Source organism: Segatella oris (assembly GCF_900637655.1).
GTDB lineage: Bacteria > Bacteroidota > Bacteroidia > Bacteroidales > Bacteroidaceae > Prevotella > Prevotella oris.
Window position 1 is genome coordinate 2,017,528 of sequence record NZ_LR134384.1, and the last position, 13,750, is coordinate 2,031,277.

The window sequence follows — 13,750 nt, forward strand, 5'->3', positions numbered from 1 at the left end:
CAATACAAATATGACTAAGGCAGATATCATTAATGAAATTGCTATGGCAACGGGCGTCCAGAAAAGAGATGTCACAGTGGTTGTCGAAAGCTTTATGGAGACCATTAAAAATAGTTTACTTGAAAAGAAAGAGAATGTATACCTGCGTGGTTTTGGCAGTTTCGTCATCAAACACCGTGCAGCAAAGACCGCACGCAATATCCTCAAGAATACAACTATGACGATTGAGGCCCACGACTTGCCAAGTTTCAAGCCGTCAAAGTCATTCATTGAACAGATGAAGAACGAATAACAATAACAAATAATTATATTTCAAAATTTAAAGATTATGCCAAACGGAAAGAAGAAGAAGGGCCACAAAATGGCAACTCACAAGCGTAAAAAGAGACTACGCAAGAATAGACATAAGAGCAAATAAGCTTGATAGCCTATTAAGGACTTAGGGGGCATGTCAATACATCCACAAGGAAGTTGTGACATGCCCCTTTATGGTAACAGTAAGAACTAAGTAAAGATTAAAAAATGACAAGCGAAGTTGTAATCGACGTAAGGGAGAAAGAAATTTCGATAGCTCTGTTAGAGGATAAAAATCTGGTGGAATATCAGAATGAACCACGGCAGGCTTCTTTCTCTGTTGGCAACATTTACGCTGCTAAAGTTAAGAAACTCATGCCGGGACTTAACGCATGCTTCGTGGATGTTGGCTATGAACGCGATGCTTTTCTGCATTATCTTGACTTAGGCAGTCAATTCAATTCCTACGCCAAGTATCTGAAACAGGTGAACAGCGATAGGAAGAGACTCTATCCTTTCAGTAAGGCACAGAGGTTGCCTGACTTGAAAAAGGACGGAAGTGTTCAGCAAGTACTCTCTGTCGGACAGGAAGTTTTGGTGCAGATTGTAAAAGAACCCATCTCCACTAAAGGTCCCCGACTGACAGGTGAGCTTTCGTTTGCAGGACGTTTCATTGTCCTTATTCCTTTTGGAGATAAAGTCTCAGTATCTTCTAAAATCAAAAGTGGTGAAGAGCGTGCACGACTGAAGCAGCTCATCTACAGCATTAAACCTAAAAACTGCGGTGTCATTGTAAGGACTGTTGCAGAAGGAAAGCGGGTCGCAGAACTCGACACAGAAATGAAAGTGTTGACAAAGCGATGGGAGGACGCAATCCTCAAGACACAGAAACAACAGAAAAGACCGCAGTTGGTATTTGAAGAAACAGGCAGGGCTATCGCTATGTTGAGAGACCTGTTCAATCCAAGTTTCGAAAATATTTATGTCAATAACGAAGAAGTTTACAACGAAGTAAAACACTACTTGACACTCATTGCGCCAGAAAAAGCAAATATTGTCAAGCAGTATACGGGCAAAGTGCCTATCTTCGACAACTTCAACGTTACCAAACAGATTAAATCAAGCTTCGGTAAAACCATAAACTATAAGCATGGGGCTTATCTGATTATCGAACATACCGAGGCACTTCATGTCGTAGATGTAAACAGTGGAAACCGCTCGAAATCTGAAAACGGACAGGAAGCCAATGCTCTTGACGTGAATTTAGGGGCAGCCGATGAGCTGGCAAGACAGCTAAGACTACGCGATATGGGAGGAATCATCGTTGTAGACTTCATCGACATGAACCTTGCGGAAGACCGACAGATGCTCTATGAACGCATGTGTAAGAACATGCAGAAAGACAGGGCAAGACACAATATCCTGCCCCTGAGTAAATTTGGACTGATGCAAATTACGCGTCAACGCGTGCGTCCGGCAATGGATGTCAATGTAGAGGAGACATGTCCCACCTGCAATGGCACCGGAAAAATCAGATCAAGCATCCTCTTCACCGACCAATTGGAAAGAAAGATTGACCGCCTTGTCAACAAGATTGGCATCGCAAAGTTCTATTTACACGTTCATCCATATGTGGCTGCCTACATCAACAAAGGGTTTATTTCCCTTCGTTGCAAGTGGCAACTCAAATATGGGTTCGGCGTACATATCATTCCATCGCAGAAACTTGCATTCCTACAATACGAGTTTTATGACAGTCAAGGCGAATTCATTGATATGAAAGAGGAAATAGAAACAAAATAAACCATCCTGCAAGTTCAAACTTGTATTAAGAAAAAGCTGCATACATCATATCTTCAGATGATTGTATGCAGCTTATGTTTTTATAAAAACTAAAGTTACTGTCAATGCTTCTTATGGCGCTTAAGCTCCAATTCGGGGATTTTTACCCTGTCTCCTTTTTTCAGCACTTTCTCCTTATTCATCACTTCCAAATAGCATTCCATGCCTGGCCCTAAGTGCTGGCGACTGATAGAAGCAAGCGTCTGCCCGGCTTGCACCTTGACAACCTGCTTGACACCGACAATGCGGTAAGCACCCGTACGAACACGCGCATCACTGTTATTCAACTCATCATAAGGATTTTCTTCCTTTGAAGGAACTGGCTTTTCAACAACAGGAGCAGGCTTTTCCGCTACAGCAATAGGCTTCATAACCTTTGAAGGCCCCTTCAATGTGGAGTAATCTTTCTTTAGAAGTTCAATCTGAAGTGTTCCCACCTCTGTCATCAAACTCTCAATTCGATCATTCCGTTGATATAATTCCATGAACAAATAGCATATTGTTCCAACAAGAACTACAAATAATGCCACAAGAGAAGCCACCAATAACTTCATATAAGGAGACTTATGAGGAGTATTAACTGTGGCAACATCTTCGGCATCTTGAACTGTATCTTCCTGTACTTCAGTTCTTCCTATCACAGGCTCAACCTCTTTTTCTGATGACGTTTCCGGCGTTTCCACCTTATCCTCTACTACACTATCAGTAGCAGTTTCAACGGTTCCCTGTACAAATTCCACTTTTTCTACTTCCGAAACGACTGGTTCTGAAACAGCATCTCGCACATTGTTTTCCTGTATATCCTCCTCCACAGACACAGTTTCTGCCGGCAACTCTGACACAACAGCAACAGCTTCGACTGGCTCTTCATGGGGATTATCAACCTTTTCAACCGTCTTTTCCTCTACACTTTCTGTTTTTTCTTCAACCGGAGTAGACTCTTCCAACTGCTCTTCAAACTCGTCTTCCAGTTCAACACCCTCGTTAATTACAACTGTTTCAAACTGCGAGAAAGGCCTGTTGACCAGTTCTTTCATAGCATTATCCGGCGTAAAGGATATCTTGTCACGCCCTTCAATCACAATACGTTCCCCCGTGTTCACATCGACACTCTCGCGGGAACTGACACTTGTCAACTTAAATGTACCCAATCCCTTTATCTTAACTTGCCGTTCACGCTGCACTCCTTCATTAATGACATCTATCATCAACGCAATGAAATGCTCGGCATCAGCCACCTTAAGCCCGTGCTTATCAACCAAACAGCGTGCTATATCTTTCATATTAGTCATTGCCATCTCCTCCATTTTTAAGTTTCTCTTTAATGGATGCATTCGGCTTAAAGCCCAACACCAACTTGGGTGGCACTAACATTCGCATGCCTGTAGAGGGGTTGACAACAACACGTTCCATACGTTTTTTCACTTCAAACGTACCAAAACCCGTCAAAGAAACATTCTCCCCAGCTTCAAAACTGTCACCCATTCCTTCAATAAGCGTATTGACGAGTTTCTGTGCATCGGCCTGAGTGTAGCCACTTCTCAAAGCCAATTCAGCGATAAATTCCTTATTATTCATACCAAGAACTGTTATTTAACAACATGTCCATAAAGATCAAACTCCTCACTATCCGTTATTTTCACATCGTAGAAGTTGCCAACACGGAGCCGAACACCCGCTGCAGGAATAAGCACTTCAGGGTCAACTTCAGGCGAACAGAACTCCGTACGTCCGATATAATAATCACCTTCTTTACGGTCAATGATAACTTTCATCACCTTACCAACCTTTTCAGCCTCCACATCAGCACTGATTTCCTGCTGTATTGCCATTAAAGTGTCAAGGCGATGTTGCTTGACTTCTGGCGTAACATCATCTTCATAATGATTTGCACTGTATGTTCCTTCCTCTTCAGAATAGGCAAAAGCACCCATTCTTTCAAACTTTGCCCACTTGACAAACTCAACGAGTTCGTTAAAATCTTCTTCTGTTTCACCCGGAAACCCAACCAACAATGTCGTGCGAATATGTATGCCAGGGACAGCTTCGCGTATCTTCTTAATCAGTTCTATGGTTTCCTCCTTACTCACATGACGGTGCATTGCATTGAGCATATGGTTGGAAATATGCTGCAAAGCAATATCAAGATACTTACAGACATTCGGCTTTTCACGAATAACATCAAGCAGTTCCAATGGGAATTGATTGGGATATGCGTAATGCAATCGTATCCACTTGACTCCCTTGATATCGGCCATATCACTGATAAGGTCAGCAATATGCCGCTGCCCGTCAATATCAACTCCATAGTAAGTAAGTTCTTGTGCAATGATCTGAAACTCCTTAACACCATCATTAACAAGTTCTCTTACTTCCTGTAAGATATCTTCTTTTGGGCGACTCACATGCTTTCCCGTAATCAAAGGGATAGCACAATAGGCACAATGGCGGTCACACCCTTCGGCAATCTTCACGTAAGCATAATGCCGGGGCGTAGTCAAATGACGCCGACCATTGCAGGATGGCACCTCCGCCTTACCGAGATCAGTCAGCAACTGCTTGTAGTTGAACTTCCCATAGAACTTATCCACCTCTGGAATCTCTTTCTCAAGCTCGTCCTTATAGCGCTGCGACAGGCACCCCATCACATAAAGACGCTTCAAACGCCCTTCATTCTTTGCATGAACAAACTCAAGAATGGTATTGATGCTCTCTTCTTTGGCAGATTCTATAAAGCCACATGTATTGATAACAGCAATCTCCCCGTCAGGTCGTTTGCTGTCATGGACACAATGATATCCGTTAGCTTCGAATTGCTTCATCAGATGTTCGCTGTCAACGAGGTTCTTTGAGCAACCCATGGTTATGATATCTATCTGATTTCTCTTCATCTGAAACACTTCTATGCGATATCAGGCAAACAAAGAGTCAACAAACTCTTTACGATTGAACAGCTGAAGGTCTTCCATCTGCTCGCCCAAACCGATATACTTTACAGGCACTTTCAGCTGATCGCTGATGCCAATAACTACGCCACCTTTAGCTGTTCCGTCTAATTTAGTGATAGCCAAACTCGTGATATTCGTAACTGCAGAGAACTGCTTAGCCTGCTCGAAAGCATTCTGTCCGGTACTCCCGTCAAGCACAAGCATCACTTCATCAGGGGCTTCGGGCAGCACTTTCTTCATCACTTCCTTGATTTTCTTCAACTCGTTCATCAGCCCCACCTTGTTATGTAGACGTCCGGCAGTGTCTATCAACACAACATCCGCTCCATTAGCCTTGGCACTTTGCAGCGTATCGAAAGCTACACTGGCCGGATCAGAGCCCATTTGCTGTTTGATGACAGGCACTCCCACGCGCTCACCCCAAATGGAAATCTGCTCTACAGCAGCTGCACGGAATGTGTCGGCAGCACCTAAAAAGACCTTCTTGCCTGCATTCTTAAACTGATAAGCAAGTTTACCAATTGTCGTAGTCTTCCCTACTCCATTCACACCCACTACCAAAATCACATAAGGTTTATGGTCGCTTGGGAGTTCCCAACTATCATTATCATCCGTATTATTCTCTGCCAACAGCGATGCTATCTCTTCTCTGAGGATGCCATTCAGCTCTGAAGTAGAGACATATTTATCTCTGGCAACGCGTTCCTCTATGCGTTCTATGACCTTCAATGTCGTATCTACTCCCACATCACTGGTTATCAATACTTCTTCAAGGTTATCAAGCACCTCGTCATCAACCTTAGACTTACCGGCAACAGCACGCGTCAGCTTACTGAACACGCTCTCCTTGGTCTTCTCAAGTCCCTTGTCGAGCGTCTCTTTCTTTTTCTTGTTAAATAGTCCGAAAATTCCCATAATTACGTAATTTGATGATAAGCAGCAAACAAAGAAAGTCTTTCAAGCAGACATACCCTTGTGCAAGAACATCGCATATGAAACATAAACGAATTTCATCCTCCCCATAACCGCATGCCGCTTATCTTCTGCAAAGATAATAAAAAAGTAAGGAAGAAAAAAGGTATGAATGTAAAATAATGAAGAGATGCATTCGGCAAGACACAAACCGAAGCTATCTTTAGTGTAAAATAAATTCACCTTAGATTTGCATTCGCCTGCAAAATTCATTATCTTTGCCAAAGGGAAAGTAGCAACATGCTTTCCCTTTTTTCATCTCCACTTATCAACAGGCATGCTTAAAGCTTCATGATACCAACTCAAATGACACGAATCAGCTTGCAATCTGCGTCACTTCACGCGCTGACTCGGCACAGATTACAAGCTAAAGTGACTCATTTCAGACCGCATCATGAAACAAAATGAAAGATGAAAAGAAGCTAAGGAAAAAACAAGACAAAACAGATTGTCAGGTATTTTGAGTTTTTTCATAAAAAAACTTAATGAGAAAAGGAAAGCCCTTACTGTATTTTCAGCATTTATTACTCATTCATTACAGACCTATAGATACGCTCTTATAGAATTCAGAGCAGGTTATTTCGGCTCGCTGAAAATATCATCCAATGTAGTTTCATAAGCCACAAAAGGGAATGCTATAAGACAACATTTTATGCAAAATTACGAAAAAAGGCAGCCCGCATGATACAGACTGCCTTTTCTTTTTATATACTTCTCGTTCAGAAGAAGAGATATCTGTTATCAACAACCTTAGCGTTGATGTAGAGTTCATTCATGAAGTTGCCGGCATACTGCATAGTCTTCTGGCGTAACTTCTGCTCCATGGTCTTGTCGTCAAACTTACCCGGACGCATGGTCTTATTGGTAACCTGGAACATATAGACACCGGCGTTGCCCTTCACAGCTTTTGTTGAGAACTTACCTTTAGCTGTTGCATAGACTGCACCGCTCAAAGCTGGCTCGCTTGCACCCGTAAGCGTAACGAACACGGGAGCAGCAAAAGTGACTTGATTTACATCGGCAACCTTTGCTCCCTTTGCCTTGGCAGCAGCAAGTGTGCTCACACCGTTCAACTTACTCATAAGCATTTCAGCCTTCTTGTCTTTCATTACTTCGGCTTTCACCATTTCCTTTACTTGAGAATCATCCAAAGAACGATAGCCTACAGGGTGGATTTTGGTGAGAACAGCAACGAGAAGATGATCATTATCACCACAGGTGTACATTTGAGAAACCGCGCCCTGCTTTGCCTCAAAGAGCCACTTCAATGCATCACGAGTGCCGTGGATATTGGCCAAATAATGCTGAGCTGTTGTAATATCATTGGCTTCCTGCACCCTATAACCATTCTTAGCTGCATTCTTGATGATATCATCTCCCGTCTGATTGGCGCTCACGAATGAAGAGAATTTGTTATAAGCCTTGCTGTAAGTTTCATTAGAGAAGACAATATTCTTCTTGATAACAGCAGCAATATACTTGTCGGTCATGGCCTTACGGCTGAGCACCTGAACAATGATATTGCCCTGTGGCAAGACGATATTCTTGGTCTCATTGACAGCCATCATATTCAGACTTGTGATATAGTTCTTGGTGTCATTGTCCATAGAAGGCGCGCTCTGATACTGCTGTGTGGTCATCCATGCCTTCTGACCAGTCTGCCCATACTTCTTAGCTACAGCCTCAAAATCAGCTCCGGCCTTTAATGCTGCATAGATAGAATCGGCAGATTTGTGAGCAACATCCGCACTTGCACCACCGACTTGTATCTGGCGATACTCAATGGAATCAGGCAACTGCTGCTTAGCAATCAGTCGGATAACATTCAAAGTGTTGTCCATTGTATTCTCTATAATACCAGACGTATGACCAACAGCCATAGAGTCAAGTTTTGCTGCAATATCCGAGGGGAAAGCAGTCTTACCGACAGGAATACCCAGATAGTTCACAAGTGAGGAGCTCTTGCGCACAACCGCGGAAGGATCTTCTGCTGAAGCAAGGTCCTTGGCATATCCGGCAAACTCCTTTTGAAGCGCATTCTTATCAGCTGCAGAAGGTGTAACCTGAAAATCAACATACTTGATGTCGCGACTCTCTACATACTGCTGGAAACGTGGTTTCAGTTCATCATACTTGGCCTTAAGGTCAGACTCTGTAATCTGAACCTTGTCATCCTGGATTGAACTGTAAGGGAATGCAGCAAGTTGGATATTGCTTTCATTGTTCTCCTCCTTGAATGCCATCTTTGCCTCTACTGGGTTTGACAGGAGACAATGTGCAAGCAAGCTCTGGTATTTCTGTGCCAGAAGCTGCTGACGAAGTGTCTTTTCAATGAATGTCCAATACTTATAGATGGTTTCATACTGCTGAGCCATTTGCGGATTAGCCGAACGTTGTGTGTCATATTCAGCCAAGAACTTCTGCAATGCATTTGCATCGAAGCGGCCGGTCTGCTGATTAACGAAAGGTGTCTGAAGCAACATTGGGTTGGTACCTGCTTTCAGCACATTCTGCAATTCAGCATCTGTGACACGGAGACCAAGCTGCTTAGCCTCGTGCTCTACAATCTTCGTCTGCACGAAGGTGTTCCATACCATGTCCTTTACCTGGTTGAGTTGCTCGTCATTCAAAGCCTCAGCACCCTGCTGCATCTTGATAACTTCAGTGTACTCATCAACAAGTTTTTGGAATTCATTCACATTAATCTTCTCTCCCAAAACCTCTCCTACCTGCTGACGCGCATTGTTACGAGTCGACTCACAAGAGCGAAAGGCCTCTTCAGCAATGAATGCAAAAAGACCCAATCCAATGATACCCATCAGAAAGGCGCCTTTGCTTCTAATTTTTCCTAATGCTGCCATTACTTTAATTTGTTTTTTATTTTTTTAGTTATTTCTTTCTCTGTATCAACTAAATTGCCCACAAAAATACGAATAAAAAAGCATATAGCGCAATTTTTCACGTAAAAAATACTTATTATAGGCCCCGCATGGGTATTAAAAGCAGATAAAAGTCAATAACATTGACGACTTGTTTCTGCTGTCATGCAGATAGAGGCAGGGGGGCAACGACAAAAGAAAGCTGCCATATCACAAGACTGTAAGCTTCACCAACTCGATCTTTGTCATTGTGCTCTTGATAATCTTGAAACTGAAATGGCCGATTTTCACGACCTCATTAAGCTTGGGAAAACTCTGATAAAAGTTCAGGATAAAGCCACCGACCGTTTTATAATCATCATCTTCAGGCAAACCAAGATTGAACATATCATTCACCTTGTCAATCTCCAAGCGTGCAGACAGGAGATATTCATTGTCGCTCATCTTCTTGGCAACATATTTATTGCTGTCGTGTTCATCTTCGATATCGCCGAATATCTCTTCCACAATATCCTCTAAAGACACGATACCACTTGTTCCTCCAAACTCATCAACCACGACGCCAAGGCTTTTCTTACTCTGCAAAAAGGTCTTCATCAATTTCTGAGCTGCCATTGTTTCGGGCACAAAAGGCATTGTCCGAACAGACTCATGCCAATCTTTCCCTGCCGTCCGAAACATTTCCGATGAGTGAATATAGCCTTCTATATGGTCAATATCACCACGGTAAACGATGATTTTACTATTCCCACTTTCAATAAACTTCTGCATGAGGTCAGCTACAGTGCAATCATATTCGACAGCATTGATTTCTGTACGAGGAATCATACAGTCGCGCACCTTTGTTTCCGAAAACTCCAAAGCGTTCTGGAATATCTTCACTTCATCATCAATCTCATCATCAGACTTTGCATTATCAATACTGGACTGGACAAGATAATCAAGATCTATCTTAGAAAATTCTTCCTCGTTATCCTCCTTTTCCATTTTAATACCGACTAATCTCAACAGTAACTTCGCAAGAAAAGTCGCGAAACGACTGATTGGCCAAAGCACGATGTAAAAAAGGAATGCCATTGGAGAGAAGAGCGTCATCAGCCCGTTCGGATTGCTTTTGAAAAGTATTTTCGGCAAGAATTCCCCCGTAAAGAGCATAATCACCGTTGAAAGAACCGTATCGGCAGGGACCGTAAAAGCCGGAGTAAACCCATGGAAGATTGAATTGTCAAAGAAACGGGCTATCAGAATACCATAAATGACAAGCACGACATTGTTTCCAACAAGCATCGTACTCACGAAATCATTGGGATGACGATAAAAGAAATTAATGAGCCGCGTTGCCACACCATGTCTCTCTTTATCAACTTCAAAAAGCATACGATTACTGGAAACGAAAGCAATCTCCATTCCCGAGAAGAAAGCAGAAAATGCCATCGTGCCCAAAATGCCGATTACCAAAGGAATATCTATGGTTTCATTCATCATACAAAAACTTAATCAATGCATCAAAGGAATTGATGTGTTTCTACGTTGCGGTGTTGCAATAGGATGCTGATACTTTGCAATAGAGTCTTGCGCACGCCGCGCAGAATCCGTCATATTTGCATCATTGGCGCCATTGTCTCCTCCCTCGAAATCGTCTTTGGCAAAAGAGCCTTTCGTGTTGGATATGAAATATTTCGTCATCTGCTCATCACTGCGGAAATAACTCCCTTGAAGTGTGCGGTCAGGTGTAATCAATTTAGAGAAAACATTTGAATAGAGTTCATGTTTCCCTTCATCCCAGAACAACTGTTCACTGGCAAAACGTAAGCCGTCCTTGGTGAGAATGCGAACCCGAGAACGCAACTCCCACAACCTCATCTGATCGTAATAATAAGCCGTATCACACTGAATATAGGCCTGAACATGAAATTTTTCATCGAATTGTTCGAGGAACACTCCCTTGTTGAACAGCCAGCGAGACGGTTGTAAATTGGTATTGATCTCCCATTCTTCAGTGACAATCCGATATTTGGCAACGCCTGAATCTGAAATCAACGTATTGACACCATAGCTTGTCATAACAGCGACAGAATCACGAGCACGGATTGCAGGAGCAGTATGTTCATGCTGTTCTTCACAGGCAATGAAAAGCATTATGGACATCATAGCCAAACATATATTATACCTTATAGGTTTCAACATGGGAAAAACAGAGCCTAAGACTATTTTTTATTCAACCTTCCACTTGGCAAACCAACGTTCGTTGAACGTAAAACTAATATTAATCCGGAAAGTGTTCTCCTTGATTAGCCCTGGTGCCTCCTGCCGAACCCATGAACCACTGATATTGAGTATAGACCGATTATTCCACTCATTAATAACAGGAATACCCAAACCTACACTTACTCCATACTCTTTCGGCCCCTCCACACCATTCACTTTATAATATGGTGTAGCATAAGAAGCGCCTAAACGATAGCGAAGACGGTTAGAAAACTTACGCCCCTTTTCATTGGGACAAAACTCTGCCCCCAAGGTTAATTTGTGGCGATCTTTGTAGATACTGTTGGAAAGAACATATTTTGGCACACCATTCTCCAATGTATATTCTGGATAGCCTACTTTACCAAACTGCATCAATGAATAGTCAACGCCTACCTTCAATTTATTGTTGTGATTAAACATCAAGCCACCTCCAAATGTTGTTGGAAGTTCTAAACCATTCTTAATTTTCAAAGAAGTAGTATCAGACACGTTCGTTTGTGAGTTGTTTGAAATGATTCTGCATTCAGGATCTACATCTAACTTGTGTCCCAAACCATAGGTTGCACCAATGGTCAACTCATCTTTCTTTGACAGGCGAGCAGTATATTGCACACCGAAATCAAGTTTGTAGTTGTTCACAGTCGCCGTATAATACTTTGAGATGGTATTAACATAAGCATCACTGTAAGAGTTAACCACAGAACGTGTATAGTTTCCCCAAAGATAAGCAATATTTGCACCTATAGACAAACCTGTAAATGGTTGCCAGCCCACACCGAGATAAACTTGGTGCAGTCCCCCATTACCTTCAAATGTATTTGTGTAAGTCTGATAAGATGGCGACTGCTTGTTATTCAAATCTCCTGTTGTAGCATATTTGTATCCGATATTTGAATAAGGAATAACACCAAAGCTAACGCCAACATGTTTGGCTGCACGGAATCCCGCTACAACATAATCAAACACACCGTTCTTAGCATTCTTCTTAACACCATTCTCTTTAAAATTCGTCAATTGACCAGAGAAACCTGCATCAAATATAAATGACAAAGAGTCCAAAGAAGAATAAGATGCAGGGTTCATGTAGTTGATTTGGCCATGTTCATGAAAACCCAAGCCTAAGCCATTCATTCCCCGATTAAACCCTGTACCATAATCGGACAATAAACCTAAGCCATATTGACTATATGGTGAATTAGTGCCACTTTGAGCTAATGCTGTTGTTGATATTGCAGTCAACAAGGTAGCGCTTAATAATAGTTTATTCATAATTGCTATATAATTGCTTGCAAAATTATCAAAAAAATCAGAAACAAATGCATGATAACTCAGAAATATAAGCTATTTTTGCATTGTGAAACGTTTTCAATATATTTTCAGAAGTGTACTGCTTGTTTTTTCAATGTCTTTTACACATAATATCCAAGCAGCACAAACATCGTCTGACATTTATGGTGATTCCATGCAAATCAGCCTACTTACTTGTGGCCCAGGACATGAGATTTATTCTCTGTACGGACATACAGCAATAAGGTTTCAGGATTTGAGAAATCATCAAGATCTTGTCATTAATTACGGGATATTCTCATTTCGTCAGAAATATTTTATATTGAGATTTGTTTTTGGTTTGACAGACTATGAAATGGGTATTATACCCTATGAAGACTTCTACGAAGAGTATAAAAGCGAAGGGAGATGGGTGAAAGAACAAACTCTAAATCTTTCACCTCAAGACAAGCAAAATATCGCTTTGGCTATAGATAAAAACTACATGCCAGAAAACAGGACATATCGTTATAATTATTTCTACGATAACTGCACGACAAGAGCACGCGACATCTTAATCAATAATATGAATGGTTTTGTTGATTATCATGGTTACCAACATTTTACATCGTCATATAGGGAGGAAATCCATCAGTGGAACAAACAACATCAATGGGCTAAATGGGGCAACGATTTACTCCTTGGTCTTAAGGCTGACCGCCCACTTTCAATGGAGGAACGACAATTTCTTCCTGATTCCCTAAGTCATGATTTTCAACATGCGACTGTAAACTATGGACATGGAAAAACAAAAGAACTCGTCAGTAAAAGTTTTTACTTGCTCTCTCCCACACCAATAAACAACATGGAAGATAATGATTTCTTCAATAAATTTACACCCAACATTCTGATATTCTTTATCGTTGTGATAGCCATAACATCTACTGTACTACAAAGAAAAGCCAGATGCTACTATATCCTGACTTTCTCTGTTTTATGGTTAGTAACTGGACTTTGTGGTTTTATACTCACTGCAATGATCTTCAGTCAACATCCTACCGTAAGTCTTAATTTACAGATATTCATACTTAATCCGCTCAACCTATTACTACTTTTCCCAAAAATCCGCAATAAGAGAAACTACCAACTTCTCATAATCTCATGTTATACAATAGGATGTATCGGAAGTTTTTTCCAAACTTTTGCAGACGGAATACAACTCTTGGCATTCGTTTTGCTTATAACAAGCGTCATGTCATTCAGAGTCGCACAAAATCAACATCAATTATTATAAGAAAA

At 41.6% G+C, this 13,750-nt stretch carries 11 protein-coding genes; 3 read left to right on the plus strand and 8 right to left on the minus strand.

Features of this window, described 5'->3' with window-relative positions; genetic code table 11:
- Positions 1-10 precede the first annotated feature (10 nt).
- Positions 11-292, plus strand: a complete 282-nt coding sequence (locus EL210_RS08440) for an HU family DNA-binding protein (protein ID WP_004374881.1) — start codon at positions 11-13, stop codon at positions 290-292.
- Positions 293-522: 230 nt separating this feature from the next.
- A complete protein-coding gene (locus EL210_RS08445) occupies positions 523-2,097 on the plus strand; it encodes an Rne/Rng family ribonuclease (protein WP_018919133.1) in 1,575 nt (524 codons plus the stop codon).
- Positions 2,098-2,198: 101 nt separating this feature from the next.
- Here EL210_RS08445 and EL210_RS08450 read toward each other — a convergent pair whose 3' ends face one another.
- The 8 genes from EL210_RS08450 to EL210_RS08490 form a co-directional block, all read right to left on the minus strand.
- A complete protein-coding gene (locus EL210_RS08450) occupies positions 2,199-3,443 on the minus strand; it encodes an HU family DNA-binding protein (protein WP_018919134.1) in 1,245 nt (414 codons plus the stop codon).
- Positions 3,421-3,714, minus strand: a complete 294-nt coding sequence (locus EL210_RS08455) for an HU family DNA-binding protein (protein ID WP_004374875.1) — start codon at positions 3,712-3,714, stop codon at positions 3,421-3,423. The genes EL210_RS08450 and EL210_RS08455 overlap by 23 nt, the downstream gene beginning before the upstream one ends.
- Before the next feature lie 11 nt (positions 3,715-3,725).
- Positions 3,726-5,027, minus strand: coding sequence for a 30S ribosomal protein S12 methylthiotransferase RimO (gene rimO / locus EL210_RS08460; RefSeq protein ID WP_018919135.1), 1,302 nt, complete (start codon positions 5,025-5,027; stop codon positions 3,726-3,728).
- Positions 5,028-5,048: 21 nt separating this feature from the next.
- Entirely contained in the window at positions 5,049-5,999 is a 951-nt protein-coding gene (gene ftsY / locus EL210_RS08465; protein ID WP_004374871.1) for a signal recognition particle-docking protein FtsY, read from the minus strand.
- Between the two features lie 776 nt (positions 6,000-6,775).
- On the minus strand, positions 6,776-8,917 hold the full coding sequence (locus EL210_RS08475) for a peptidylprolyl isomerase (protein ID WP_018919136.1): 2,142 nt from the start codon (positions 8,915-8,917) through the stop codon (positions 6,776-6,778).
- A 228-nt stretch (positions 8,918-9,145) separates the two neighbouring features.
- The gene (locus EL210_RS08480) at positions 9,146-10,417 is read right to left on the minus strand and encodes a hemolysin family protein (protein WP_025879655.1); all 1,272 of its coding nucleotides are present in this window, start codon (positions 10,415-10,417) and stop codon (positions 9,146-9,148) included.
- A gap of 15 nt (positions 10,418-10,432) precedes the next feature.
- The gene (locus tag EL210_RS08485; protein ID WP_036889400.1) at positions 10,433-11,083 is read right to left on the minus strand and encodes an LptA/OstA family protein; all 651 of its coding nucleotides are present in this window, start codon (positions 11,081-11,083) and stop codon (positions 10,433-10,435) included.
- Between the two features lie 66 nt (positions 11,084-11,149).
- Entirely contained in the window at positions 11,150-12,454 is a 1,305-nt protein-coding gene (locus EL210_RS08490; protein WP_025879654.1) for a hypothetical protein, read from the minus strand.
- Positions 12,455-12,539: 85 nt separating this feature from the next.
- On the opposite strand from EL210_RS08490, the gene EL210_RS08495 reads away from it, so the two are divergent.
- Positions 12,540-13,745, plus strand: a complete 1,206-nt coding sequence (locus EL210_RS08495; RefSeq protein WP_026285850.1) for an Lnb N-terminal periplasmic domain-containing protein — start codon at positions 12,540-12,542, stop codon at positions 13,743-13,745.
- Positions 13,746-13,750: the final 5 nt, after the last annotated feature.